At 34.7% G+C, this 25,960-nt stretch carries 25 protein-coding genes; 10 read left to right on the top strand and 15 right to left on the bottom strand.

Translation table 11 applies throughout. The features are described 5' to 3' along the window. The first annotated feature begins 242 nt into the window (after nucleotides 1-242). From DDD_RS15130 to DDD_RS15115, 4 genes are all read left to right on the top strand, one after another. Nucleotides 243-701, top strand: a complete 459-nt coding sequence (locus DDD_RS15130) for a ParB N-terminal domain-containing protein (RefSeq protein ID WP_015363820.1) — start codon at nucleotides 243-245, stop codon at nucleotides 699-701. A 94-nt stretch (nucleotides 702-795) separates the two neighbouring features. After that, on the top strand, nucleotides 796-1,935 hold the full coding sequence (locus DDD_RS15125) for a hypothetical protein (protein WP_015363819.1): 1,140 nt from the start codon (nucleotides 796-798) through the stop codon (nucleotides 1,933-1,935). Beyond that, entirely contained in the window at nucleotides 1,925-2,749 is an 825-nt protein-coding gene (locus DDD_RS15120) for a hypothetical protein (protein ID WP_015363818.1), read from the top strand. Before DDD_RS15125 ends, DDD_RS15120 begins: the two co-directional genes overlap by 11 nt. Continuing rightward, the gene (locus tag DDD_RS15115) at nucleotides 2,749-4,104 is read left to right on the top strand and encodes a DNA cytosine methyltransferase (RefSeq protein ID WP_015363817.1); all 1,356 of its coding nucleotides are present in this window, start codon (nucleotides 2,749-2,751) and stop codon (nucleotides 4,102-4,104) included. The genes DDD_RS15120 and DDD_RS15115 overlap by 1 nt, the downstream gene beginning before the upstream one ends. Before the next feature lie 9 nt (nucleotides 4,105-4,113). Here DDD_RS15115 and DDD_RS15110 read toward each other — a convergent pair whose 3' ends face one another. From DDD_RS15110 to DDD_RS17765, 3 genes are read right to left on the bottom strand one after another with little or no spacing between them, the layout of a single operon-like run. After that, entirely contained in the window at nucleotides 4,114-4,743 is a 630-nt protein-coding gene (locus DDD_RS15110) for a thiamine phosphate synthase (protein ID WP_015363816.1), read from the bottom strand. 58 nt (nucleotides 4,744-4,801) lie between these two features. After that, nucleotides 4,802-5,119: a helix-turn-helix domain-containing protein gene (locus DDD_RS15105; protein WP_015363815.1), complete on the bottom strand. Its 318-nt coding sequence runs from the start codon at nucleotides 5,117-5,119 to the stop codon at nucleotides 4,802-4,804. Continuing rightward, complete coding sequence (locus DDD_RS17765; protein ID WP_407635539.1) at nucleotides 5,116-5,352, bottom strand: type II toxin-antitoxin system RelE/ParE family toxin; 237 nt, start codon at nucleotides 5,350-5,352, stop codon at nucleotides 5,116-5,118. Before DDD_RS17765 ends, DDD_RS15105 begins: the two co-directional genes overlap by 4 nt. Before the next feature lie 562 nt (nucleotides 5,353-5,914). On the opposite strand from DDD_RS17765, the gene DDD_RS15100 reads away from it, so the two are divergent. After that, entirely contained in the window at nucleotides 5,915-8,011 is a 2,097-nt protein-coding gene (locus tag DDD_RS15100) for a flavin monoamine oxidase family protein (protein WP_015363812.1), read from the top strand. 25 nt (nucleotides 8,012-8,036) lie between these two features. On the opposite strand, the gene DDD_RS15095 is transcribed toward DDD_RS15100, so the two are convergent. From DDD_RS15095 to DDD_RS15065, 7 genes are all read right to left on the bottom strand, one after another. After that, nucleotides 8,037-8,402: a hypothetical protein gene (locus tag DDD_RS15095; protein WP_041567209.1), complete on the bottom strand. Its 366-nt coding sequence runs from the start codon at nucleotides 8,400-8,402 to the stop codon at nucleotides 8,037-8,039. A gap of 393 nt (nucleotides 8,403-8,795) precedes the next feature. After that, on the bottom strand, nucleotides 8,796-9,659 hold the full coding sequence (locus DDD_RS15090) for a sigma-70 family RNA polymerase sigma factor (RefSeq protein WP_015363810.1): 864 nt from the start codon (nucleotides 9,657-9,659) through the stop codon (nucleotides 8,796-8,798). A 359-nt stretch (nucleotides 9,660-10,018) separates the two neighbouring features. Further along, a complete protein-coding gene (locus DDD_RS15085) occupies nucleotides 10,019-10,444 on the bottom strand; it encodes a DUF1772 domain-containing protein (protein WP_015363808.1) in 426 nt (141 codons plus the stop codon). Beyond that, entirely contained in the window at nucleotides 10,441-10,821 is a 381-nt protein-coding gene (locus tag DDD_RS15080) for a DoxX family protein (RefSeq protein ID WP_015363807.1), read from the bottom strand. The genes DDD_RS15085 and DDD_RS15080 overlap by 4 nt, the downstream gene beginning before the upstream one ends. Then, on the bottom strand, nucleotides 10,806-11,189 hold the full coding sequence (locus DDD_RS15075) for a hypothetical protein (RefSeq protein ID WP_015363806.1): 384 nt from the start codon (nucleotides 11,187-11,189) through the stop codon (nucleotides 10,806-10,808). Before DDD_RS15075 ends, DDD_RS15080 begins: the two co-directional genes overlap by 16 nt. Before the next feature lie 94 nt (nucleotides 11,190-11,283). After that, nucleotides 11,284-12,402 (bottom strand): GNAT family N-acetyltransferase, encoded by a 1,119-nt coding sequence (locus DDD_RS15070; RefSeq protein ID WP_015363805.1) that lies wholly within the window; start codon nucleotides 12,400-12,402, stop codon nucleotides 11,284-11,286. Nucleotides 12,403-12,405: 3 nt separating this feature from the next. Next, nucleotides 12,406-13,380 (bottom strand): transporter, encoded by a 975-nt coding sequence (locus tag DDD_RS15065; RefSeq protein WP_041567208.1) that lies wholly within the window; start codon nucleotides 13,378-13,380, stop codon nucleotides 12,406-12,408. Nucleotides 13,381-13,463: 83 nt separating this feature from the next. On the opposite strand from DDD_RS15065, the gene DDD_RS15060 reads away from it, so the two are divergent. From DDD_RS15060 to DDD_RS15045, 4 genes are read left to right on the top strand one after another with little or no spacing between them, the layout of a single operon-like run. Beyond that, nucleotides 13,464-13,742, top strand: coding sequence for a DUF4834 family protein (locus tag DDD_RS15060; protein WP_015363803.1), 279 nt, complete (start codon nucleotides 13,464-13,466; stop codon nucleotides 13,740-13,742). 29 nt (nucleotides 13,743-13,771) lie between these two features. Next, complete coding sequence (locus DDD_RS15055; RefSeq protein WP_015363802.1) at nucleotides 13,772-16,252, top strand: YfhO family protein; 2,481 nt, start codon at nucleotides 13,772-13,774, stop codon at nucleotides 16,250-16,252. Next, nucleotides 16,249-17,544, top strand: coding sequence for a glycosyltransferase family 4 protein (locus tag DDD_RS15050; RefSeq protein WP_015363801.1), 1,296 nt, complete (start codon nucleotides 16,249-16,251; stop codon nucleotides 17,542-17,544). Before DDD_RS15055 ends, DDD_RS15050 begins: the two co-directional genes overlap by 4 nt. Further along, complete coding sequence (locus DDD_RS15045; protein WP_015363800.1) at nucleotides 17,535-18,986, top strand: oligosaccharide flippase family protein; 1,452 nt, start codon at nucleotides 17,535-17,537, stop codon at nucleotides 18,984-18,986. The genes DDD_RS15050 and DDD_RS15045 overlap by 10 nt, the downstream gene beginning before the upstream one ends. Nucleotides 18,987-19,031: 45 nt before the next feature. Here the strand turns inward: DDD_RS15045 and DDD_RS15040 are convergent, their stop codons facing one another. The 5 genes from DDD_RS15040 to DDD_RS15020 all read right to left on the bottom strand — a co-directional run bounded on the left by DDD_RS15040 (nucleotide 19,032) and on the right by DDD_RS15020 (nucleotide 24,747). Continuing rightward, nucleotides 19,032-20,375, bottom strand: coding sequence for a secreted protein (locus DDD_RS15040; RefSeq protein WP_015363799.1), 1,344 nt, complete (start codon nucleotides 20,373-20,375; stop codon nucleotides 19,032-19,034). A gap of 120 nt (nucleotides 20,376-20,495) precedes the next feature. After that, nucleotides 20,496-21,953 (bottom strand): FAD-dependent oxidoreductase, encoded by a 1,458-nt coding sequence (locus tag DDD_RS15035; RefSeq protein ID WP_015363798.1) that lies wholly within the window; start codon nucleotides 21,951-21,953, stop codon nucleotides 20,496-20,498. Between the two features lie 233 nt (nucleotides 21,954-22,186). Next, the gene (locus tag DDD_RS15030; RefSeq protein ID WP_015363797.1) at nucleotides 22,187-22,801 is read right to left on the bottom strand and encodes a hypothetical protein; all 615 of its coding nucleotides are present in this window, start codon (nucleotides 22,799-22,801) and stop codon (nucleotides 22,187-22,189) included. A 26-nt stretch (nucleotides 22,802-22,827) separates the two neighbouring features. Then, nucleotides 22,828-23,181 (bottom strand): DUF779 domain-containing protein, encoded by a 354-nt coding sequence (locus DDD_RS15025; protein ID WP_015363796.1) that lies wholly within the window; start codon nucleotides 23,179-23,181, stop codon nucleotides 22,828-22,830. A gap of 66 nt (nucleotides 23,182-23,247) precedes the next feature. Further along, nucleotides 23,248-24,747, bottom strand: a complete 1,500-nt coding sequence (locus tag DDD_RS15020) for an aldehyde dehydrogenase family protein (protein ID WP_015363795.1) — start codon at nucleotides 24,745-24,747, stop codon at nucleotides 23,248-23,250. A 173-nt stretch (nucleotides 24,748-24,920) separates the two neighbouring features. Between DDD_RS15020 and DDD_RS15015 the strand changes: the two genes are divergently transcribed. Then, nucleotides 24,921-25,841 (top strand): AraC family transcriptional regulator, encoded by a 921-nt coding sequence (locus tag DDD_RS15015; protein ID WP_015363794.1) that lies wholly within the window; start codon nucleotides 24,921-24,923, stop codon nucleotides 25,839-25,841. The last annotated feature ends 119 nt before the right edge of the window (nucleotides 25,842-25,960 follow it).

The following is a 25,960-nucleotide window of genomic DNA, read 5'->3' as shown; positions in this document are numbered from 1 at the left end:
AGAGATATTCACAATGGAGGTTTTGGGGTTCGAGTAGGTTTCTGTTTTTACTATCGTTATTTAATAATTAGATCACAGGTCAAACGAACAAATGATATTCTATTTAAGTTTAATTTAAGGCTGCGTAATTGTCGATTTTATTAAATATTCAAAAATAACTGATCATTGTAGTTGACAAGATTAATCTTTTTTAATAAAATTATAAACTATTTCATAACTTACAAATTATAGAATATGAATGCATGAAAATTGATTTAAATGAATATGAACAAGATGATCAGGATAGATATAATAGGATCAAAGAGTTGACTAAGGATGATTTGTCTAGAATTAGCCCCAAGTGGGCTTTTGGAAAAAATCATCTTAAATGTACTGACCCTAAATTTTTTCCAGATAGCGATTATGTAATAATACAACTTAACTTACCCAAATTAATCTCATCAACGAATTTTATTGAACTAAACCCAAACAAACTAATAACGGATGATATAAATGATTTTAGATATGTAGAAATAATTGAAAGATGGAAAATTGGTTTATTCATTGATCCACCTATTATCTCATTAGCAAATAACGAAGAAAAGATCAGGATTATTGATGGTCGACATAGAACAATTGCCGCCTATCTTACTGGAGCAGAAATGATTCCAGTTGCAGTTCATAAATCTTTCAATATTGAGAGATTAGAACATTTAAAGTAAGAGATAAACTAATGCATAATTATTGAAAAATATCTTAGACGAGATATAATAAATTATATATTTGATTTTAAAATAAAAAGAAATACCAACTATAATGAGTGATTTTCCAGGAATTGGTCGTAAAAGACCTCAGTTAAATGTATCTTATAAAAACCTTTTTTTAGATACAAATAATCCTAGGTTACCATCTAAGATTCAAGGTAAATCAGAGGCAGATTTAATAAAGTATATAAAAAAAGCTTATTATTTAGAGGAACTTGCCCAGTCAATGTCTGTTAATGGATATTTAGATGAAGAACCTTTAGTAGCAATACCAAATAAATTACCTAAGAAATTTGAAGCGATTGCTGAAAATGAATTGAAACATAATCAAGATTATTTAAATTTTATAACAAATGATACAACTACTTTTACCGTAGTAGAGGGAAATAGAAGGTTAAGCACTGTAAAACTCCTTCTTTCAGGTGGTTTTCAAAATTACACTTCATCTAGCCAAGCAATCAGAGAAGATTTAGAAATTTTGCCAGTAATAATTTATCCAAATAAGGATAGTGTACTTACATATTTAGGCGTACGCCATATTAACCCAGTTAGAAAATGGGGCGCTTATGAAAAGGCTAGATATATTGCTCAAATGATAGAGCAACATGGTATTTCGATTGATGAAGTTCAAAAACGAATTGGGGATACTTCGAATTCAGCAAGAAAAACTTATACATCATATAGACTTATAGAAATTATGGAAGATGAGTATAGTTATGATAGTCAAGATTCTAAAGAAAATTTTTCTTTTCTTATGCTAGCTACAGGACAAGGGTCTATCAAAAGATATATTGGTTTGCCTGAAAAATGGAACGATATTGATCCAAATAAAATTATTACCAAAGAAAATTTAAAAAAATTAAAAAGAGTTTTTCGATGGATCTATGGTGATGGTGATAAATTATCAGTAATCACAGAATCTAGGGACATTACAAATAAACTAAGTCCTGTATTAAACTTTGAAGAAGCTACTAAATATCTAGAAGAGTATAATGATTTAGAAGGAGCATATGATAGAAGTGATGGCGATGACCTTTTACTTAATAAATATTTTGCAAATGCAATAAAGTATCTGGATAAAGCTTTTCTTTTGATTGTTGACAATGGTATTACAGATGAGGGAAGAGTATATTTTAGTAAAATCAGAAAAAGAATTAAATCCATAAAAAATAGTCTTAGAAATGAAGATTGAATTAAAAAATTTCACTTCATTAAAGGCAATTTGTGACTGGATAGAATTATGTGTTGCAATTAATGGAGAAATTACTAAATCAGAGGTAGATCACTTTTTGAATAACAATAATTACTTTAGAGACACAGAAGATTACATTGACTCCATGTGGCGAGAACTAAAAATCCGGAATCGTAGGTACAACGATGTAACACCGATGGAAATTGATGGTGTTTCAGTAACATCCAATTTTAATTGGAAAGATTGTCCAGAATATGTTTTAATGCTAATTTTAAGCCTAGAGGGGAATGGCTGGGAAACTCAAAATACAGCTGTTATTTTTGAACGAATCTGTAAAGAGGTTTTAGAAGAGTACATTGGAGGTCAAGCCAAAGTAGTAGGTTTTCCGCAAAAGGTAAGTGTAAAAGAAATTTGCAAAGATATTGAGGAAGATTACATACAAGAATTGCCTAAAAGATATAAAGATAGAAAATTAGATGTAGTAGGTTGGAAAAAAATTGATAGCAGGAAGAATAAGCTTATGATACTGATGCAATGTGCAGCTGGAAATGACTGGAGAGGAAAAACTACTGAATTACAGCCAGAAGTATGGAGAGATTATATACGTTTTGCATGCAGTCCAACAAGGGCATTTGGTTTTGTGCATGTAGTAGATGATGAACTGTTTTTCGAGACTGGTAAAGAAGGAGGGATTGTCTTCGACAGATTACGCATTTTTAGATATTTAATCAATAAAGATGAAATACTAGACGCGTCTCTTCGTAGTGATGTTATTGAATGGTGCAATGAAAGATTAACCTTAATAGCAAGTTAATGAAGTTTATAGATTTATTTGCTGGTTTGGGAGGATTTCATGTAGCATTGGAAAAATTAGGTCACGAATGCGTTTTCGCAAGTGAGAAAAAAGAAAATTTAGCTAATCTTTATGCTGAAAATTTTAGTATCGAGGTGAATAGAGATATAACTAAAATTAAAATTTCTGAAATTCCTAAATTTAATATTCTGTGTGCCGGATTTCCATGTCAACCTTTTTCAAAGGCCGGAGATCAATTTGGTTTAAATGATAAAAAGAATGGAAACCTCTTTGATAAAATAGTTGAAATCTTAGATTATCATAAGCCTGAGTATTTTATACTTGAAAACGTAAGAAACCTTAAAAGTCATGATAATTTTGCGACGTGGAAATATATTAAAAACAAACTCGAAAAATCACTTGGATACACTATCGATGATAAGATAATGTCACCACACAACTACGGCATTCCTCAACATAGAGAAAGAATTTTTATTATTGGTTCTAGAACTGGCTTGAACCATTTTGAATGGCCAAAATCCTCAAACTCTACCGATTCTATTTTTAACTTTTTAGAAAAGAATCCAACCAACGCAACTAAATTAGAATCTGAAAAAATGGAAGTTCTTAAGTTGTGGCAGGAATTTATTGAAAAAATTCCTCCAGAAGATAATCTTCCCAGTTTTCCTATTTGGAGTATGGAGTTTGGAGCAACTTATCCATTTGAAAAAGAAATACCATTTAGAGCTTCGTCAAATGCATTGGGAAGAAGTAAAGGTAAGTTTGGTATACCTTTAAAAGGAATGACAAGAGAGGAGAAGTTTCAAAATCTACCTAACTATGTTAAAAAGAATCAGGTGGATGAAAAGGGACATAATATTCAATTTCCTAATTGGAAAAAGCATTATATAAGAAGTAATAGAAGTTTTTATAAAAAATATGAAAAGGAATTAGCACCAGTTGTTGAAAAAATACAAAAATTGGGGGTTTCAAGTTGGCAAAAATTTGAATGGAATGTTAAAGGAGGTGAAAGGGATTTGTCAAAATATATTATTCAGTTTAGAGGTTCTGGTGTGAGAGTCAAGAAAACGGATTTTTTCCCTTCCTTGGTAACAGTTAGTACTCAGATACCAATTTTATCATGGGAAAATAGATATATAACTCCAAGAGAAGGAGCCAAAATTCAGTCGTTGAATGGTATAAAACTACCTGAAAATCTTGGTAGTTGCTTCAGTGCTCTTGGAAATGCAGTAAATTCGAAATTAGTTGAATTAATAGCTTTTAATTTAATAATAGATGATGAAAACCCAAATCTAAAAACTAAATTAAATTCAATAAAGGAAGTATTCGAATCAAATATTCCTGTGCTAAAATAATTGTGGCACCTAAAACCTATGCTTCATCTCTAGACTACTTCCTGCATCTAACAACTTATGAAACTCTTTGATAATAGAGAAGTCGGCTAGAATGGCGTTTGAGGCTAAGATTCCTGCAACTCCAGTTTTTAGAATATCATTTACATCTTCTGTAGTAATCCCACCAAAACCTAATAAAGGTGTTTCAGTTTCTAATGCGTTTGCGATAGCAGCAAAACCATCGATGCCTAAAGCTTTTTGAGAGGCTTGTGAGCTTTTAAATGGTCCTAAAGCGATGTAATCGACTTCTTTCTTTATCAATTCCTGACATTCTTCTAAAGTGCTGGCAGCAGCACCTAGACTTTGCCATGCTAATAGTTCTTTGCGCACTAGAGTAGGAGACGCATCTTTTTGATCTAGGAAAACGCCATCTGCTTTTAGTTGTATGGCAAGTTTATAATCGGTTTTTATAAATAAACGCGTTTGAAAATGTGAGGTGATGTTGTGAATTTCTTCTGCTAGTGGTAATCGCTCGCTTTTAGCAATGTGTTTTAAATCCAGTTGCACGGCTTCGATTCCAGAGCTGCAGGCTTTCTGGATGTGTTCTTTGTGTGCTGCTGCAGTTTTGGCATTGGAGATAAAATGAAGCTTTGGGATCATAGAAATCAATATTAGACTGTAAAAATAACTCATTGCCGTAAAGAAGTATGGAGCTTTTCTATTCGGTTGCCAAGTCCATTTTTTGGTTCAGTAATTCTACATTAAAATTTATTTTTGCGTTTAATGCCTTGAACACTTTCAAAATTGTTTCAAATCTTGCATCGGTCAAATTATTTTCAATTTTTGAGATTTGAGCTTTTTTAACGCCAATCAATTCTCCAAGCTGCGATTGAGTCAATTTACGTTCTTTTCGAGCTTGTTTAATTGCTTCACCAATTAAGTCAAGTCGCAATTCATTTTCGTAGGCATTTCTTTCATTAGTGCCTTTTTTTCCAATGTATTTGTCTTTTGCTTGTTCCAGTGTGTATGTTTTCATCGCTTCTTGTTTTTACTGTCAAAATATTTATTCATTAGTTCAGTCGCTTTATCAATTTCTTTTTTTGGTGTTTTCTGCGTTTTTTTAACAATTCCGTGAGTTGCAATGACAATGGTTACTTTATTGTCCGTTTTGTCCCAGAAAGCAAAAAGACGGTACTGCTTTTTATTGTATAACGTCCTAAATTCCCATATATCTGAATTCAGTTTTTCAAAAAGCGTGTTGTCGGTTATAACTTTCGCTTTGTCAATATTGAAAAGGATTTTCTCCCGAGCTTTTTATAAATATGGTGTAGAAAATCAAAAACTTCTTTAAAAAACTCAACTTTAAATTTTTCAGTCATTCAAAAACTCATTTGATTCAAAGATAAAAGTTTCCTTTTTAGTAAACAAATTAAAATTATGAACATATGTAAGACATATAAATCAGCATAAGACACTAATTCATTTAGCAAACCTATCTTATCAAAGTAGTAAAGAAGTTGGATAATGCACTTTATTCTGTTTGGAAAGCTCGTAAGCAAGTCTTTATATGAATTTGGTTTGAAAATATGCCGCCTGAATTGAGGAATGTGGTAGTTGTGATTCCGCTTTCGCGAAAGCGATATTCTAATCAAAATTTCTATGAAAACGAGGAATTTGAAAACTATCAAAAGATCTTAACCTATTGAAAGGTAAACTCTTGTAAAAATACTCAATCATAAAATGGCGAAATATACTCATGTATAAGAGGTAGTAATAGTCTTACTTTGTTAGATCGCCCATCAATTTAAACCAACTTTTTTAAAAAAATTATATGAGTTATTTATCCTTTCATCCAGAACATGAACCGTCACAAATAGACCGTAAAAAGACAGGGAAAGCACGCAAAGCGTTCTCAGAATGGTTGATAGAAAACTACGGTACTGACTACGAAAAAAGCTTGATGCAACAGCGTTCTTTAAAAATGGCGCCTGAAGTAACTAAAGCTATAACAACTGACGCGATTCAAAAACCTTTAGTAGGAATTATAGGTGGTGGTTTTGCAGGATTGTATGCTGGATTGATTTTACAGTCCTTAGGAATCGAATTTGAACTTTTTGAAGGATCTGATCGAGTAGGAGGACGCATTGACACCTGGTATTCCACAAAATATGATGCCAATGATAAAAATAAAGCCGGTCTTTATGGAGAAGTAGGCGGAATGCGCATCCCTCAATTTTCTGAAGATATGTTACCAGTGCAACAGTTGACACTTGCAGTAAATGCGGTGCTCCAACGCAATGGTATGAATGATAAAATGCTCAACTGGAGAAAATTTTATTACAGCTCACCAGAGCAACGCATGCGTTACAATAATATGGAAAAGCCTATCATGGCGCAAGATGCTACGCTGGACACGCTCAATTTTGATAGAGAACAAGGTGGCGACATTGCAGAAGTATGGATGACAGCAGTAAAGCCTAAGGATGGACCAGCTTACTTGCCTATCAACAAAATTTTAGATAAAGTCAATGAGCCATTTATTAAGAAAATCAATCAGTCATTTTCTGATGGTTTTAAGATGCTCATGGATTATGATAACTATTCCATGTGGGCTTACTTGACTAATGTTTTTGAGCTAAAAGATCTGGATGAATATTATGATCCGGCAATGGGTAGTAAAACAGATCATTTACCTTATAATGTGGCGAGTTACCTAGAAACATTGAACGTAGGAACAGGAATGTATTCGGTTTCTTTTGTAGAAATGATTCTGGCTACTTATGATTGGGATGGAAGTAAAAACTCTTACGATCCTACAGATCCTAATATTTATATGGTAACCCTAGATAAAGGAATGCAGCATTTTCCTGATGCTTGTAAAGAAGTATTGAATCTGGAAGATGGAGTTTTACCAGACGACGGAAATAGAGCTCAAATTTTAGTAGGTATGATTTCTGGAACAAATGGTAAAAAAGGCTATTCACCGGATAATCTAACACCAGCTGCAGAGCCACCAGAAACGGTTCCTCCAGCTCATGCCGGCGATCCTGTCAAAGGCAAGCCTTCTTATAAAAGAGAACGTGTGCATATGAATCATCGTGTTTCTGGAGTGACTTATGATCCAAAGTTATTTAATGGTCAAGGCGGCATGAATATGCGAATCAAGCATAAAGGTGAATCAATTGAAAAGCAATATCCTTATGTAATCAGCACTTTGCCTAATGGCGCTTATTTAAATGGAGAGAAAGACAGCAATTTCTTTGAAGGATTGTCTTTTAGTAAAGCAAGAGCAATAAGAGAATCTAATTATATGCCTTCCTTTAAAGCATTTATCACGTTTACACAGCAGTTTTGGGCGATTCTTGGGAAAAGACAAGATTCTGGTTTAGGAGTAGGGACTTCAGACCGGTCTAATAGACAGATCGTGTATCCTTCTTATGGATATAAATCTGAAAGTGGTGTATTGCAAGTCTATTGCTGGGCACAAGATGCAGAGCACATGGGAGCTCTGACCGATGAAGAACGTGTTAATGAGTGTTTAAAAGGAATCCAATTCTTATATCCAGAAATAGATATTTACCAATTCTTTGCTGGTTACAAGCCAGAGGAAACGACTAAAACTTGGTTTTGGGATAATCATGCTAATGGTGGAGCTTTTGCTTTATTCAAGCCAGGCCAATTCAAGAATTTGTATCCTACGCTTTTGACACCAGAGTTTGAAGGTTCTTTATTGCTTGCCGGAGAATGTTGTTCTGTGCATCATGGCTGGATTGTTGGAGCGCTTGATTCGGCTTACAATGCAGTATTGAACATCTTAAAACAAAATGGCGCCGAAGATAAAATTCGTCAAATGGAACAAACTTGGGGTTCTTTATCTAGTCCAGATACTGCGCTTCAAAAGATGCAAATGATAAGAGAACATGCATAATACTTGTGCTGATTTATATTCAACTTTAAGAAAGAAGCAAATAAAAAGTGGCAGGCATAATGATAAAATACAAACTCGAAGCGATGAATATATACAAGTGATAATTGCTATTCTTTTTAGTTTTTTGCAACCTATAGATGATAACGAGCATTACAATAGGCGCGACAAATACAATGTAAAGTGCGCCTAATGTTGAAAGTGCAGACCATATATCAGCGAGTTCTGAAAGGATTATTAATAATAAACCACCGTAATTAAAGAAAACGGCTATCAATTCAAAAATAGGAGGTTTTTGAATTCCTCGATGATTCATAGATACTACTACTTTTATAAAAGCGAGTATGCCTGTTATAGGTGCTAAAATAAAGAGGCTTACTAGCAAGAACTTCATAAAATGAGTTGATTTATTATAATAACGTGAGTTCGTTGTAAAAAAGTTTGCAATGTATATCAATCAATTAAATAATAAATAAAGAGTTGAGAGGTCAGTTTGAGCATTTCGACTATCGCTCAGTGTAAACTTAAGTCGAAAACGAGTAATAATGGCAAATTTATAAACAGTCTCGACTGCGCTCGACTTGACTAATTCGTTAATAATTGAAGATCAGTAATTTTATTCGAACCTTAAATCGAACTGATGTTATGACAGATAGTGAAATGGGCGAATGCTTAAAGTCGTTTAGTAGAAAAGCCTAAAATTAAAATTCGGCCCAATAATTATTTAGTGATAAAAAAAGCGCTTTCTAATTAAAGAAAGCGCTTAAGTTAACTATTTCAGGAATTTCTATCCTAAATATGACTTAAGGATTTTACTTCTTGAGTTTTGACGTAATCTTTTGATACCTTTTTCTTTAATCTGGCGCACGCGCTCACGAGTTAAATCAAAAGTCTCACCGATTTCTTCTAGACTCATAGGTTGTTGATTTCCTATACCGAAGTAAAGAGAAATCACGTCTGCTTCTTTTTGAGATAGCGTTTCTAACGCACGAGTAATCTCTAGTGTAAGAGATTCATGCAATAGCTCTCTGTCAGGATTAGGAGACTCACCACTACGTACAACGTCGTAAAGGTTAGAAGTCTCTCCTTCTTTAAGAGGCGCATCCATGGATACGTGACGACCAGCATTCTTAAGGGATTGCTTTACATCGCTTACCGTCATGTCCAGTTCTTTTGCAAGTTCTTCTGGTGATGGTGGACGCTCATGCAATTGCTCAAGATGAGAAAAAGCCTTATTAATCTTGTTAATGGAACCGATCTTGTTCAATGGAAGACGCACGATACGTGACTGCTCTGCTAGTGCTTGTAAGATGGACTGGCGTATCCACCATACCGCGTAGGAGATGAATTTAAAACCACGTGTCTCATCAAATCTTTTTGCAGCCTTTACGAGTCCGGCGTTACCTTCATTTATGAGATCGGGAAGTTTAAGCCCTTGATTTTGATACTGCTTTGCAACAGAAACTACAAAACGTAAGTTTGCGGTGGTCAACTTCTCAAGAGCTCTCTGATCACCTTTCTTAATGCGCTGTGCCAGTTCCACTTCTTCCTCTGCAGTGATCAAGTCAATTTTAGAGATGTCTTGTAGGTACTTATCCAGCGATTTTGATTCACGGTTTGTAACCTGTTTGGTGATTTTGAGTTGTCTCATTTAAATAATAAAGATTAAAAAATTAATGACCTGACAGCTTTTGTCAGATGTATTATACATAGCAAAAATCATACCAAAGCTACTCTTTCTGACATATGATCAGACTAGTAATAGTGCGACATTCACTACATTTTATAAGTCGGTAAAAATATAAAACTGTTACAAATGAAGTAACGTAAAAGTTAGCATAATGTTATACAATTGAGTAAAAAGCCTATGATTTAAGGGAATAAAGACTCCACATTATTTTTAAAAATTTCTAAGAAAAGGGATGTGGCTGGTCTTTTTCCCGCTTTCGCGAAAGCGGAATCTCAACAATCTTACTTGAAATAAATTAATAATAAATAGAGAAAAACCTGTCAGACCAATAAATAATAGAAAACATGACAAATAAATGTCAGACAAAACAGTACGACTCTCATCCAATTGCTTTGCACTAATCGACGCTGTACTTTTCTATCGGTTGGGTCTTTATCAATTTTTTCATGAAACGGAATAAAAATAGAAAAGGTGAGCAACCAATTCAAAATAATAAGACCTAGAGCAATGATCTCTAAATAATGATAACTAGCAGTGTTGATCAATAGATAGGACGCTAATGCAATTTGTGCAATCATCAACGGAGCTACAATAACAGTAATTCGCCCTGTATAAGTCAAATGCCATTTTCCTAAAGAATGACTCTCATAACGAAGGAAACTAGGGTAAATGATAAGCTGTACCATCCAAATAAGAACAATAAGCCCAAAATCAATCAATAACTGAATTAATGGTAAATTGCTCATAATTTAGATATTTTCCATGCCCAGTACATCAACAATGGATGTATTACAATTAACCTGAAATATCCTATCCATTCTGGAATACAAAGGTCGCCAGCGCAACTTCCTAACTGAATAAAATATACATGAGAAATAATAAAGGCGGCCAGCATAGCAATTGCTAGATAGCCAGCAAACTTTCTTGTAGCAGGAAACAATGCTAGTAGTGCAACCGCTATTTCTACAGCTCCAGCTGCGTAATTGAGAAGTGTTTTATTACCTAGCCAGTCTGGGATGACTTTTAAATATACTTCTGGCGTAATAAAATGCATGATTCCTGCAAACGCATAAAACGCTACAAAAGAGTAGAGGAGTAGCTTTCTTTTTAACGTAGTTGCCATTTATAATCGGTATGAACTTTTTTAAGAATCAAGAAAAATGGAATCCACCAAATGAAATCATTTGTAACCAACGTATAAATGAACTCAAAAGGAACGATGTCTTGCAGATAATTAAACAAGAAACCTATGGGTCCAAAAATCTTACCTAGAAATCCTACAGCTACAATAGGCCAGTGTTTCAAAGGGTTGTAACTCGCCCACCAGTAACCTAGACCATAAACACCTATCACCATTCCCATACCTTGCCATACCATAGGATGGTTTAATGGTTCCATACCTACTAGTTCAAAGAAATGATTGGGAAAAAGTACGACCCAAGCGCCCCAAATTAAATTATAGACAGCGGCTAGTTGTAAGGTTAGTTTCATATTTTTTTCTTCTAGGTCAATCGATCACGTGGTTCATTACAATATTCTACAAAATTGTAATTACTTTATGATTACCCAAATTTAGAATAGATTCCTACAAAGATTTTTTATAAGTTCTTCTTCTTTTATGAAGAATAGGATCGTAATTTTTCCATGATGCCTGCACGGCAAGATTGTCTTCAAGTTCTGGATTAGTCTCACATTTTGTTACTCCGTAATTCATAAAGTTTTGAGTAACATTTCTAAACATCATTGCAGTCACACCTTTTCCTTGATACTCTGGATCAATACCTATCAAATAAAAAGCTGCTTCGTTATTTTTCTTTTTGGCTTTTAATAAATGTAAAAATCCGAATGGGAATAATTTTCCATTTGCCTTTTGTAAAGCTTTAGAAAATGAAGGCATTGTAATCGCAAAACCTATAAGCTTATTCTGTTGATCTACAACCAATTCTATAAAATCTGGATTGATAAAAGGCAAATACTTTTCCTTATATAAATCAATTTGGTATTGCTGTATAGGAACGTATGTCACAAGATTACTGTAGGTTTTGTTCAGCAGGTCAAACATTTCATCTACATAAGGTAAGATCTCTTTGGTAGTACTAAATTGTAGCGTCTTCAGTTTATAACGTTCGGCAATAATATCTGCAAAACGATTGATCTTATCAGGAATAGGATTAGGTGGTTTAAATTTAAACTCTACCCATTCTGCTGCTTTTTCAAAGCCTAACTCTTCCAGATGTTCTTTATAATAAGGATGATTGTACCAAGTAATCATAGTACTAAGTTCATCGTAACCTTTAATTAGCATTCCTGCCTTGTCCATATTTGAAAAACCTACTGGTCCTTCCATGAATTCTAAATCTTGCTCTTTACCAAGTTTTTCTACCTCTGCAAGTAATGCTTTAGTAACTTCAATGTCATCAATCATATCCAACCAGCCAAAACGCATTTTACGTTTTTTCTGCTCGTTAATCTCTATATGATTTATCAACGCGGCTACTCGACCTACTATTTTATTTTCTTGATAAGCAAGAAATATCCAGCATTCGGCATTTTTAAACACCTGATTCTTTTCTGGATCAAATACTGCCAGTTCATCTTTGATAATAGGTGGGACAAAGAATTCATTGTCCTTATATAAGTCCATTTGAAACTGGACAAACTTCTTGATATCCTTTTTGGAATCTATTTTACGTACTTCAATCATAAGTTATCTCCCGTCATTTTCTTCCTCAAGATTGAGTTTGTTTTTCTTGTCTTTTTTCTTTTTGCCATCTCCTTTAAAGTCATCAGTTTGTTTGATGGCTTCGTCTTTGTGAAAGTCTAGTCGGTAGGACATTCCTAAATTTACTTGAAATACAGTAGGCGTATCTTTAAAATTTACCGTCGCACTGCTGTCCACTTGCCAGTCTTTAGTAATTAAATAAGTGAGTCCGCCACGGGCTAGATCATCACTATAAAAATCAGATTTTAATCCTTGATATTCTCCAAAGACCGCCCATTTTCCATTGATACTATGAGTCATCGTTAGAATCCATTGATAGGAAGGGAAATCAGTGGCTATTCTATCGGCTATTATATTAGTCACAAATACCCATCGGCCCCAATTGTTTTGAGTTATTAATTCAAACCTAGGCGATATCGTACTGTTGTCTGGTGGAGTAAGTAAATTGTTTTCACTAAGATCAAAGTTAGCACCTGCATAAACAGAAACTGCAGGAATTAAATCTCTCCATTTAAAAGAATTATTTGCTTTCCAACTTAGGAGATTGACTTTCTCCTCACCAAAAAATAGTAATGGATCAAAAACTAAATATTTACCACCTAAAGTAAACCTAGAAAAGTTACCAAATCTACTCTCTGATGAAAGAGCGCCATCAAACACATTTTGATTAACGCGATTATAGGTTCCAAATAGAGAAAATTCCAATCGCTCAGTTACAGCACCATAACGCAACTGGAAGCTGGTTCCTATATAATCACGTTCATATCTTTGTAAGTCATGCTCCTCCGTTCTATAGAATAGTGAGCCTTCAATTTGTGCCACTCCTTTTCCTACTGCAAAAGCACCTTGTGATCTGCCCGGATTATTAGTGTTAATCGTTTCGGTATATTGCGCATGCACTAATTGTGATGTAACAAAAAGCACAAAAACGAGTCTTATCGTATTAAATGAATGATTCATATAGTGTAATTCGTGTTCAAATTTAATATTTCTTAAAGAGTAACGTAGGATACACTTATTATTTTTACATAAAACATTATAATTTGAAGTTTTTACAAACATTATTAATCATCCTTATTATTATCGTTTCCATACGATTGCTATGGAAATATTTTGGTAAGATGATTCTCAAGTGGTTAGGAATGAAAGCAATGCAGCGTGTTCAAAAGAGTTTTGAGAAACGAGCAGGATTTCAATCAGGTCAAAATCCATTCAATAATTCAACCACTGATTCTTCTCGTAAAGTCTCAACATCAGCTCCGTTGAAATCAAATGAAAAGAAAAAGGTAGGTGAGTACATCGACTTTGAGGAAATTGATTAATTTTCCTCTTTCATTTATTTAACCTTTTCATGAAACTAAATTTCAAGAAAATAATTCCACATCTAGCAGTATTTGTGGTGTTTATTGTTGCAGCATTAGCATATTTCCATCCCGTATTAAGTGGTAAAAAACTTTATCAAAGTGATATTGTTCAATATAAAGGTAACGCGAGACAACTTATAGACCATAGAGAAACTACTGGTGAAGAATTATACTGGACCGACGCCGTTTTTGGTGGAATGCCTACTTACCAATTAGGCGCTCGTTACGATTATGATATTATCGATGGATTAGATCGGGCATTGAGATTTCTTCCTCGCCCAGCCGATTATCTATTTCTATATTTTGCTAGTTTCTATGTGTTAATGCTGGTCATGCGAGTCGATTGGAAAATAGGATTATTGGGCGCCTTAGCTTTTGGTTTTTCTACTTACTTGATCATTATTATAGGAGCAGGGCACAATTCCAAAGCGCACGCTATTGCGTATTTCCCCTTGGTTGTAAGTGGTATTATATTGGTTTTTCAAAAACGATACTTAGCCGGTTTTGTGCTCACAGCGCTTGCAATGGCGCTAGAACTTCAGGCTAACCATCCGCAAATGACCTATTATTTGCTATTGACACTAGCCATTTTATGTATCGCTTATTTGATTGATGCAGCAAAGAAAAATATACTGCCACATTACTTTAAATCTATAGGAATTATGATTGCCGCAGTAGTTCTTGCTTTAGGAACTAATGCTGCTAATTTGCTTGCAACTAGTGAATACTCTAAAGAAAGCACTAGAGGTGTTCCTAATATAACTATTAACGCTCAAGGCGAAAGCGTGCAAAAAACAAGCGGCCTTGATTACGATTACATTACCGAATATAGCTACGGTCTATCTGAAAGTATGAATTTGATTTTACCACGATTTGCTGGTGGCGGAAGCGGTGAGACGTTTGATGAAGATAGCGCGAGCAGAACACAACTTTCTAAAATAAATCCATCTAATCTTTCTGAAGAAGAGTTGGATTATTTGAATCAATTGGTATCACTTAGTCAGAGAAAGTATTGGGGTGATCAAGCAATTGTAGAAGCACCGGCATATTTAGGTGTGAGCGTTGTTTTTCTGGCTTTACTTTCTTTATTCTTAATTCGTGGACGACTAAAATGGTGGACGTTAACGGCTATTGTTCTGGCTTTGCTATTATCTTATGGAAAAAACTTAAGCTGGTTAACAAAGCTTTTCATTGATTACATGCCATTTTACAGCAAGTTTAGAGCGGTTACCAGTATTCAAGTCATCATTGAGTTATGTGTTCCTATTCTTGCGGCAATAGGACTGTGGCAATTCTTTAATGAGAAAAATTCTATTGAAATTAAGCGAAAAGCCCTATTGTATGCTGGAGCTGGTTTTGGTGGGTTGCTATTAATTATCGCCTTTCTAGGTTCTTACATTTTCAATTTAACAGGACCATTTGATGAATATTTACTAGATTTTCCACAACTAGGTTCTCGATATGTCAAAGCACTGGAAGCAGATCGTTTTGCCATGATTCAAGAAGATGCGCTAAAAGCCTTACTTTATGTAGGTCTTATTTGCGGAGCTTTGTACTTATTACTAAGTGATAAAATAAAAGAAGTAGCTGTTTTGGCTGTTTGTGGTGGTGTCATTTTGTTTGATTTGATCAGTTTTGATTTGAATTATGTCAATTCAGATGATTACGTTACCGCAAGAGAGTATGCATTTGCTTTTGAAAAAACTGAAGCAGACCAAACAGCTCTTGAAGATCAAGAGCATTATAGAGTCTATGATCAATTAGCAGATCCTAATAATAGTGGTAGAGCGGCTTATTTTCATAAAGCTATGGGTGGTTACCACGGTGCAAAACCTCGCAGATTCCAGGATTTAATGAATTTTTATTTCATGAATCCGGAAGGAAATCAAAGTACTCAAATGGAAATCTTATCCATGTTCAACACTAGATATTTCCTCATTCCGTACCAAGGACAAACCGTTGCTCAACAAAACCCAGAAGCACAAGGAAACGCCTGGTTTGTAAATGAAATAACCACTGTAGAAGATCAAAATAAAGAAATTCTAGCCTTAAAAGGTCTAGATGCTAATCAAACTGCCATTATTACCGAAGATCAAAAAGAACTTTTAAATAATGGTTCATTAGAAATAGGAAGAGATTCTACCGCATTCATTGAGTTAACAAATTATAAGACAGAACAACTTACTTATAAAAGTTCAAATACTAAAGATGGACTAGCCGTTTTCTCAGAGATGTATTATCCGCATGGGTGGACTGCTACTATCGACGGTCAAGAAGTACCTATTGCCAAAGTAAATTATTCTTTGAGAGGTTTATTTGTTCCAGCGGGAACGCATGAATTAATTTTCACGTTTGAGCCAGAAATCGTTCAAACTGGCTCTACCATAATGCTTATTAGTAACATCCTATTATTTTTAATTGTTTTGGGAGGAATTATACTTGCTTTTAAAAAGAAGAAAACCACTTGAAAAAGCCAGTTCTAATAATAAGTTATTATTGGCCACCAGCTGGTGGACCTGGCGTACAGCGATGGTTGAAGTTTGCAAAGTATTTACCAGAAAATGGTTACGATGTTACCGTTGTAATTCCAGAAAAACCTCATTATCCAGTTCGTGATGAGAGTTTAGTAAAAGAAATACCAGAGAATATTTCCGTAATAAAAGTAAGTATTAATGAACCTAGCAGGTTATCTGGTAAGCTTTCGCGAAAGCGGACTAAAAACCTACAACGAGGCATAATAAATAAAAAAGCCAATTTACTTGAGCGCACTTTGATCTGGATAAGAGGTAATTTGTTTATTCCAGATGCGCGAGTAGGATGGAAGCGTCATGTGCTAAAAGCGGTCGAACTATACTTTGCAACGCATAAAAACGCAACATTAATCACAACAGGTCCACCACATTCCGTTCATTTGATAGGAATGGAATTAAAATATCTGGTTCCTTCTATAAAATGGCTAGCCGATTTTAGAGATCCATGGACAACTATAGGTTATCACAAAGATTTGAAGTTAAGTGAACGCGCTCAGAAAAAACATCTACAGTTAGAGCAGCAAGTACTCGATCAAGCAGATATGTTGTTAGTCACCAGCCCACATACCGGAAAAGAGTTCAAATCTAAAACTGCTACGCCTATACAATTGATCACTAATGGTTTTGATATACAGCCTAATACAATTCAAAATCAGCCGAAAGGTAAATTTATACTTGCTCACGTAGGAACTCTATTAGCAGACCGGAATCCGCTACTTCTTTGGGAAAGTTTACAAGAATTATGTGATGAAATTCCTAGTTTTAAGGAAGATTTGAGTTTACAATTGGCTGGAAACCTAAGCGATGATATTCTATTAAGTATTAGTGAAAATCAACTAGAAAAGTATCTAGATAACAAAGGTTATGTTTCTCACGATGAGGCAGTTGAATTGATGTTTAACGCACAAGCTTTATTGCTCATTGAGATTGATACAGAAGAAACTAAAGCCATCATTCCAGGTAAGATATTTGAATATTTTGCAAGCCGCAGACCTATTATAGGAATAGGACCCAAGTCTGCTGATATTGAATTACTACTAACAGATACACATGCTGGAGAGTTTTTTAATTACCAGCAAAAAACAGCCCTAAAAAAGCATATTTTGAGTATCTATGAGTTGTATAAAAAAGGAGATAATAAGGCCAATTTTAATGAACAGATATCTAGATATAGAAGGTCACATCTTACTAAGATATTAGCTCAAACCATAGATTACACATGGGAATAGTCATCAAACAATCTGGCTGGAATCTTGTCATCACGGCAATAGGATTTATCCTAGGCGCATTGAATGTACTGATTCTTGCTCAAGTTTATCTTAGTGATGAGTATTATGGCCTTTGGAATTACATACTATCAACGGCATTTCTATATTTTCCATTAATGTCTTTTGGAATTCATAATACCGTAGTTAAGTTTTATTCCAGTTATTCTTCTAAAAAAGAAAGAGACACTTTTTTAACTCAAATGTTGTTGTGGCCTTTATTCATAATTGTTCCTATTTTATTATTGATCTATGTCTCTCAAGATTCTATTGCAGCTTACATCTCAGATAAAAACTCCATTACAGGTGCCTATTTATGGTGTATTCCTTTAATAGCTATTTTTCAGGCTTATTTTGAAATCTTTTATGCATGGGTAAAAGTGCACATGAAAACCATAGGAGGAAATTTTTTAAAAGAGGTGTTCTATCGTGCAGCGGCGACTGTTTCCTTGTTACTACTAGCATATCAAATCATTGATCAGCAGCAGTTTATTTATAGCTTAGTGATCATCTATGGTTTGAGAGTGGTTCTTATGAAGATTATCGCGTTTAAGACTTATTTTCCTCAGTTTCATTTCAGTTCGTTACCTAATGCTGGAAAAGTTTTTCAGTACAGTATTTTTATGATTTTGGCAGGTTCTATTTCTACCGCTTTAATTGATCTTGATAAATTTATGCTCAATCAGTATGTAGCTATTGATTTGATAGGTTATTACGGCATTGCCATTTTTATTGCCACTATCATTGCAGTACCTGCACGCGGAATGGCGCAAATAACGCATCCTTTAACAGCAGGTCATTTCAATAAAAACCAGATGAAGGACGTAGAACAACTTTACAAGCGTAGCTCTTTAAACTTGAGTATCATCGCTGGCTTTCTTATGGTCATCATCATCTGTAATCTAAATGAATTCTACAACATGATGCAGCCAGAAACACGTGTTGCGTTGCCAGTAGTTTTCTTGATTGCGCTAACAAAATTCTCAGAAAATATTTTGGGTAGCAATAATGCCATTCTCTACAACAGCGACTTGTACAAAGTTACTTTATGGATGGGTTTTGCTTTGACTATTGCGGCTATTGTTCTCAACTGGTGGCTCATTCCTATTTATGGAATAATCGGTGCTGGTATAGCAACTTGTATTGCTTATTTGGGTTACGCTTTCGCGAAAGCGTACTACGTCTACAGAAAACTCGACATGCATCCATGGACTTCTAAAACATGGCAAGCATTATTATTAATTCTGCTAGTGATAGGCGTATTTTATTTCTGGGATTTTGCATGGCATCCAGTAGTAAATATAGCGGTGAAGTCTTCTTTAATTGTTTTGATCTACATCACGCTCGCCTACAAAATGAAATTGTCCACAGAGATCAATAGCATTATCAATAAATATATCGCATAAAAAAATCCGATTCCATTAAGAATCGGATTTTTGAACTTCTATTTTTTACTTTCTTCTAGAACTACGAGAAGCATTCGTATTTCTGCTTGATCTAGTTTTAGTGCTTCTTGCCGTGGTATTTCTAGAAGTGTTTCTAGAACTTGCTGCAGGAGCTGTATTTCTACTAGATCTTGTAGTTCTCGTTGCATTAGATCTATTAGAACTATTGCGAGTGGACGTTGCTCTTGTGTTCGTTTGTACTCGATTGCCAACTGTCGCATTTGTATTTCTACTAGATCTTGTGGTTCTCGTTGCATTAGATCTGTTAGAACTATTACGAGTAGATGTTGCTCTTGCATTGGAATTTACTCGATTACCAACAGTTGCATTTGTATTTCTACTAGATCTTGTAGCTCTCGTTGCATTAGATCTGTTAGAATTATTACGAGTAGATGTTGCTCTAGTATTCGTATTTACTCGATTGCCTACTGTCGCATTTGTATTTCTACTAGATCTTGTGGTTCTCGTTGTAGTTGCTCTATCGGTAGATCTTCCACTAGTTGCAGCAGTTGCTCGGCCTGTAGATCTTGAAGTAGTGGCACTTCTTCCAGTAGAGTTTCTGGTAACCTGACTACGTCCCGTAGCAATTGCTTGTCTATTTCTTTGTACTCTATTGTTTACAGCAACCGCTCTACCACGTGCGTCTCTACGTCCTCTTTCAAAACTTCTATAATTTACTCGGTCATAAGGTCTGTAGAAATGACGTCCTACATTTCCTCTTGCATAGAATCCGTTATAATAAGTAGGCGTATTCCAGAAGTTTCTATGGTACGACCATGAATAACGAATAGGGAAATATGCCGATCTATATGGCGTATTATAAACAATACATCTGTTCACGAATGGTACTGCATAATAATTATGCCATGGCTGATAAACGTAGTGTCTATTAAAAGTATTAATAAAACCAGTATGGTAATTAATAATTCCTGGACGGCTATAGAAAACATTCAAGTTTCCTATACGGTTAACAAAACCATTGTTATAGAATATGTTTACGTTTCCTATCTGATTCACACGTCCGTAAGGGTCATAAAAAACAGGTATTTGCTCCACTTGTATTACAGCTCCGTAAGTATCGTATTGTACAAAACGATTGTAATCGTAGCCAGTATTAAAGGAAACTTGTGTGTTGCCATTGTTGATAAATACGCTTACTCCATTTCTATCTTGTAAGTAATTGAAGTCAAACTGACCGTCTGGAAATACTGCAAACTCAATACCTTCCATATTGAAGATAAAGTTATTAGTATAATTACGGTATCTGCGATCTTCTTCGCTTGTTTCAGCTTTTGAAAAACCAATTCCAACAAGAAGAAAAACAAATGTTAAGGTGAATAGCTTTTTCATAATTATATATTTTAGTGTCTGTACTTCTTTGTACCTACGCTATTATATAATCAACCAGCGTGCCAAAATCCCTTTTTAGCTTCAAGGTCAACATTATGAGACTTTTATAAATAATGAGTTTTATTCTAAATCAGAACTTGTTCTTTTTAAAACACGACCTCGCGGCTCATTACCTTTATAAAGTGCTACTTCGGAATGTAAAAAATTTGCCGCTGCAGCAGAATCTTTCACCTTTGGAGTAGTGCGTTTGATCATTTCCTTCTCAAAGTTGTTAAGTAAAGTAGTTCTTAACCCAGCGTTTTTCCAATCTGAATAGGGTCCTGCATATTTTGTAATCGCACGAGCTAAAGACAACGCATCTAGAAGTGCTTGATTTGCTCCTTGACCTTTAAATGGACTCATAGGATGTGCTGCATCACCTATTAATGTGATATTTTTAAAAGCTTGTAACTCTTTAGGATCAAGAACTGCTCGATCATAAACAGGATATCCAGAAACTTTAGACGCTGGAGTAGCCGACATAATGGATGGAATAGGAGCGTGCCACATCGTTCTACGGCAAGCTTCTTCTTTGAGTGCTGCTGCTCCTTTGTTACTTAAATTTTTAGCTTCAACTTCTGATAAAGGAAAACTAAGTTGCCACATGATAGACGTCTCATCATAAGGCATCATATAAATGCGTTCATGGCCGTTTGCAGTTTGAAATACAGTCGCACCATCTAATAAATCATGTTGTACATCTTTTAAGTTTGCTAACATACAAATCCCTAAAATGACGATACAATCTAAATACCTCAATGGCGCAGCAGCCTCGCCTATGGTCAAATTACGAACGGCACTTCTTATACCATCAGCACCTACAACTAGATTTGCTTGAGTGGTTTTTAATTTGCCATCTACTTCAAATTCCAATTGAGTAGCGTTGTTAGCGCTTTTGTTTATAGCTACCAATTTATGATTCCAGCTAATTTGGTTATTGTCTTGAAGTTGTTGCATTAAAGCAAGTCTCAATGATTGCCTTGCGATATGCACATTAGTTCTTTTTGATGGTGAAGTAGGATTTTCAGACAGCCATTTTCTTTTTCCCCATTCGCCTACGATGGTTCCATCAGTGCGATGTACCACGTGTTTTGTAGATACAATTCCATCAATTAATGAAGCTAATCCAAAATCTCTCATCGCATTACTCGCTTGCTGTAAAGTAAGTCCATAACCTTGCGACCGTTGATCAAAGCTTTGATCTCTTTCATAAACAGTAAAAGGAATACCACGATGTAAACAAGCTACTGCAAGCGCCATTCCACCTATGCCACCGCCTATAATTGCTACATGTGGATAGTTATCATCATCTGGCAACAATGGTTTTTCACAAACTTCTAACCCAGAACCTTTACAAATCTTACAAGTAACTTGATGTCCTTTGGGAGGTTCAGGTTTTTCACCACCATTTTTTTCATAGTTCTCTAGATCTCTTTGGTATTGGAGCTTTACTTTTTTACGAATACGCTGACTGGTTTTGCCTTGTCCTTTGCAGTTGGGACAGGCGCACCAGTTTGTATTTACAGAATCAGTACTCAATTGAATCAGATCTAATTTGTGGCTGTAAGGAGTGTATCAACTCCATTACACAAGCTATTATAGCGCAAAGGTAGTAGTAAATAAGTTTGGATGAATAGCGCTGCTTAGGATGTTTATCATAAACCCTAAAACGATAAAAATAGCTTTTTTTGTTCCGCTTTCGCGAAAGCGGAATGCCTAAAGAAATAGGAGGTAGGTAACATATATGAATACGCAAAAAACTGTTCTAGTAACTATGAAGACGACTGAAACGACTTACTAGTCAATTTTTGCTTTGCTTTATTTTTCACTTTTTTGTTGATTCCATCTTTAGTAAATCTTAATAACAAATCTCTGGTCATCTCTTTATGATCCAAAACATGGTTTTGAATATTTGCCTTTCCATTTTCTAAAATATCGTTGATGAGCTCTGTAGAGATTCCGTTTTCTTTTAGTCTCAAACGATAGGACTCTGAAACAGGATCTAATACACCTCTGGTGAGAATCATTCTAGGATCTTTAAAAATAGGTAAGGTTTTCATCAAATCCTCTAGTTTATCTACGAGCGTTAGTCTAGATGTAGTAGTGAAAGCAAAAAAAGGTTCTTCCCAATTGGGATCGATATCAAAGCTGTTTGTTTTAGGATTAAAATGCTCTACAAAGTTTAAAACTTGTAGTTCAAACTGACCATTTAGATCTTTTTCAGGTCTCCATTGCACGTCAATTAATTGAAGTCGTAAATCGTTTTGCAGCATTAATAAGCTCGACCCTTCAAAATAAGACTCAAAACCTATAACAGGATCTACTTCATAGAATTGATTATAAGTCACATGCCAGCCGGCTTCTATTCTTAAAGGTTGAAGGTTCATTTAGAGGAAGGTACTAATATGTTTTATTATTTGTTCAATTCGGCATTTTCCTGCTCTGATAACAGTCGAGAATGAATTAAAAAACGAAGCCCTAATGGAATTTCTAATGAAAAACTAGCACCACGACCTTTTGTAATATCCACTGTAAGATGTGTATGTTTCCAATATTCAAACTGATCTTGATTCATGTAAAAACTCACCCCATTTAGTTTGCCTAAGAGTATATCACTTTCATCTAAATACATGTCTTCTTTTTCAAACAACATGGGTGACGAACCATCGCAACAACCTCCGCTTTGATGAAAAATTAATTCTCCATGCTTTGATTTTAGTTGCTCTAATACCTCTGATGCTTTATCCGTAATTGCTATTCTATCCATAATCTAAAGATATAAAAAAGGCTGAACTATTTTAAAATTCAGCCTTTATGTTAGTGTTTAATTCTTCTAAAAGAAACCTAGTTTGTTCTTGTCATAAGAGATTAACATGTTTTTAGTCTGACGGTAATAATTAAGCATCATAACGTGATTTTCTCTACCAAATCCGGACTTCTTGTATCCTCCAAATGGAGCATGAGCCGGATAAGCATGATAACAATTTACCCAAACGCGACCTGCTTTTATAGCTCTTGGAATTTGATAAAGTTGATGTGCATCTCGTGTCCAGACTCCAGCACCAAGACCATAAAGTGTATCATTAGCAATTTCAATAGCCTCAGCCTCGTCTTTGAATTTAGTTACACAAGCTACAGGACCAAAGATTTCTTCCTGGAATACTCTCATTTTATTATGTCCTTCTAAAATAGTAGGTTGAATGTAAAAACCATTGGCTAAATCACCGTCAAGTTTTTTTGCTGCTCCACCTGTTAATACTTTGGCACCTTCTTCTTTCCCAATTTTAAAATACGATTGAATCTTTTCATATTGGTCATTAGAAGCCTGAGCACCCACCATGGTATTCACATCATATGGATTATCTTGTATGATCGCATTTGTGCGTTCAATCACTCGCTCCATAAATGCATCGTAAATATCTTCTTGAACTAAAATTCTTGACGGACAAGTACATACTTCACCTTGATTAAAAGCAAAAAGCACTGCACCTTCAATAGCTTTATCTAAATATTCATCATCAGCATCCATTACTGAATTGAAGAAAACATTAGGAGATTTACCACCTAATTCCATAGTTACAGGGTTCAGGTTTTTTGATGCATATTGCATGATAAGCTGACCTGTGGTTGTCTCTCCAGTAAAAGCTACTTTATCGACCTTTGAACTAGAGGCTAAAGGTTTTCCTGCTTCTGGTCCGAAGCCGTGTACAATATTTACAACGCCAGGAGGAAATACATCTGCAATTTTTTCCATCAATAATGTTGCAGACGATGGTGTTTGTTCTGCAGGTTTCAATACAACACAATTACCTGTGACAAGAGCTGGAGGTAATTTCCAAGACAACATGAGTAACGGGAAATTCCATGGAATGATTTGACCTATAACGCCTAGAGGCTCTTTTATATTCATTGATAGCGTATGTTGATCAAGCTCTGTAGCACTTCCTTCTTCAGATCTGATACATGCTGCAAAATAACGCCAGTGGTCTACAGCCAGAGGAATGTCTGCATTTAAGGTCTCTCTTATAGGCTTACCATTATCACAAGTTTCCACAAGGGCAAACTCTTCTAGGTTTTCCTCAATAATATCTGCCACTTTGTTTAATAGACTAGCTCTTTCTGTAGCCGATGTATTTCCCCAGCTCTCTTTGGCTGCGTTTGCAGCATCTAAAGCCATTTCAACATCCTCTTTTTGCGATCGTGGATATTTAGCAATTAAGCTATTGTCAATAGGAGAAGTGTTTTCAAAGTACTCACCGTTTGCAGGCTCTACAAATTTACCATTGATAAAATTGGAGTATTTTTCTTTAAATTTTGGTTTAGAATAACTCATAAAATTCTGTTTTTAATTATTAAATTATTGATTTTAATATAGGATAGATGAAAATTCTTTATGAATGCTAAAGATATTTTATCAAATTATAATTATCTTGAACGTAATTATTATATACTTGAACATATCTCTTACTTTTAGGTTAGTTATTCAAGAATTTTGTAAAATTGAGTATGAAATCCATTTTAGACCAATATAAGAGCAATAGAAAACTGACTACTTTAGTAGAAAACAGAACCACTTATAGTGCCGATTATGCTGAACTAAATATCTACGAGACAAATGATTATGCTGAAAAAGTTGCTCTCACTTTTGACTTTCCTGTCATCGCTAGTATGCTAACAGGAAAAAAAGTCATGCATATAGAGGGTTTTGAAGCTTTTGATTTTTTTCCGGGCGAGTCTGTCGTTATGCCTAGAAGTAAGGAAATGGTCATTGACTTTCCTTTAGCTACTAAAAATAGTCCTACTCAATGTCTAGCCTTAGGGATTGATGCTTTTAAAATAAATGAGGTGGTTGAGAAATTTAATCACCATGTTGCTATTGAAAATGAAAATAATAATTGGAGCCTAGATGAAAAGGCATCACACCTCATTAATAATGAAGATGTTAATCACTTAATTAAAAGGTTAACTTATACATTTACTAATAACAATAAATCTAAGGATGTATTATTGGATTTAATGATTCAAGAGCTCATTGTTCGTCTTTTACAAACAAGAGCCAAAACCTTAATAATAAATGATCCTGATCAAATATTTAATGATACTAGAATAGGAACTGTAGTAAAATTTATAAAAGATAATCTTACTAATAAGGACCTTAATGTCGACATACTAGCTAAAAAGGCATATATGAGTACCTCTCATTTTCATAAGCAATTTAAAAACACATTAGGTGTTTCTCCAATTGACTACATTAATTCGGAAAAAATAAAGTTCTCCAAAAAATTAATCAAAGCATCAAAAGACTGCAGAATGTCTGAAATAGCTTTTAAATCTGGATTTAATAATACCAGTTATTTTAACAGGCAATTTAAAAAGATGGAAATGATAACGCCACAGCAGTTTAAAAAATCTGTTTCTTTTGATTAATGTTTCCGGTAAAAAGATGGGTTCTAAAGTAAAGCTATGAGTATTTATTATAAATAGTTACTTAAGTGGGAAGTTATCTGGTAATTAAATAGAGGAAAGATACATACCGCAATAATGGA

Origin of the sequence: Nonlabens dokdonensis DSW-6 (assembly GCF_000332115.1) — a bacterium.
Taxonomy (GTDB): Bacteria; Bacteroidota; Bacteroidia; order Flavobacteriales; family Flavobacteriaceae; genus Nonlabens; species Nonlabens dokdonensis.
This window is presented reverse-complemented; position numbering and strand designations above follow the sequence as displayed.

Excerpts from the sequence above, each read along its gene's own strand:
- DDD_RS15090 (WP_015363810.1), bottom strand. The coding sequence starts at position 9,659 with ATGAGACAACTCAAAATCACCAAACAGGTTACAAACCGTGAATCAAAA.
- DDD_RS15105 (WP_015363815.1), bottom strand. The coding sequence starts at position 5,119 with ATGAAAACATACACACTGGAACAAGCAAAAGACAAATACATTGGAAAA.
- DDD_RS15085 (WP_015363808.1), bottom strand. The coding sequence starts at position 10,444 with ATGAGCAATTTACCATTAATTCAGTTATTGATTGATTTTGGGCTTATT.
- DDD_RS15030 (WP_015363797.1), bottom strand. The coding sequence starts at position 22,801 with ATGAACCTTCAACCTTTAAGAATAGAAGCCGGCTGGCATGTGACTTAT.
- DDD_RS15075 (WP_015363806.1), bottom strand. The coding sequence starts at position 11,189 with ATGAAACTAACCTTACAACTAGCCGCTGTCTATAATTTAATTTGGGGC.
- DDD_RS15045 (WP_015363800.1), top strand. The coding sequence starts at position 17,535 with ATGGGAATAGTCATCAAACAATCTGGCTGGAATCTTGTCATCACGGCA.
- DDD_RS15120 (WP_015363818.1), top strand. The coding sequence starts at position 1,925 with ATGAAGATTGAATTAAAAAATTTCACTTCATTAAAGGCAATTTGTGAC.
- DDD_RS15130 (WP_015363820.1), top strand. The coding sequence starts at position 243 with ATGAAAATTGATTTAAATGAATATGAACAAGATGATCAGGATAGATAT.
- DDD_RS15070 (WP_015363805.1), bottom strand. The coding sequence starts at position 12,402 with ATGATTGAAGTACGTAAAATAGATTCCAAAAAGGATATCAAGAAGTTT.
- DDD_RS15125 (WP_015363819.1), top strand. The coding sequence starts at position 796 with ATGAGTGATTTTCCAGGAATTGGTCGTAAAAGACCTCAGTTAAATGTA.
- DDD_RS15100 (WP_015363812.1), top strand. The coding sequence starts at position 5,915 with ATGAGTTATTTATCCTTTCATCCAGAACATGAACCGTCACAAATAGAC.
- DDD_RS15015 (WP_015363794.1), top strand. The coding sequence starts at position 24,921 with ATGAAATCCATTTTAGACCAATATAAGAGCAATAGAAAACTGACTACT.
- DDD_RS15095 (WP_041567209.1), bottom strand. The coding sequence starts at position 8,402 with ATGAAGTTCTTGCTAGTAAGCCTCTTTATTTTAGCACCTATAACAGGC.
- DDD_RS15080 (WP_015363807.1), bottom strand. The coding sequence starts at position 10,821 with ATGGCAACTACGTTAAAAAGAAAGCTACTCCTCTACTCTTTTGTAGCG.
- DDD_RS15055 (WP_015363802.1), top strand. The coding sequence starts at position 13,772 with ATGAAACTAAATTTCAAGAAAATAATTCCACATCTAGCAGTATTTGTG.
- DDD_RS15025 (WP_015363796.1), bottom strand. The coding sequence starts at position 23,181 with ATGGATAGAATAGCAATTACGGATAAAGCATCAGAGGTATTAGAGCAA.
- DDD_RS15040 (WP_015363799.1), bottom strand. The coding sequence starts at position 20,375 with ATGAAAAAGCTATTCACCTTAACATTTGTTTTTCTTCTTGTTGGAATT.
- DDD_RS15065 (WP_041567208.1), bottom strand. The coding sequence starts at position 13,380 with ATGAATCATTCATTTAATACGATAAGACTCGTTTTTGTGCTTTTTGTT.
- DDD_RS15020 (WP_015363795.1), bottom strand. The coding sequence starts at position 24,747 with ATGAGTTATTCTAAACCAAAATTTAAAGAAAAATACTCCAATTTTATC.
- DDD_RS15110 (WP_015363816.1), bottom strand. The coding sequence starts at position 4,743 with ATGATCCCAAAGCTTCATTTTATCTCCAATGCCAAAACTGCAGCAGCA.
- DDD_RS15115 (WP_015363817.1), top strand. The coding sequence starts at position 2,749 with ATGAAGTTTATAGATTTATTTGCTGGTTTGGGAGGATTTCATGTAGCA.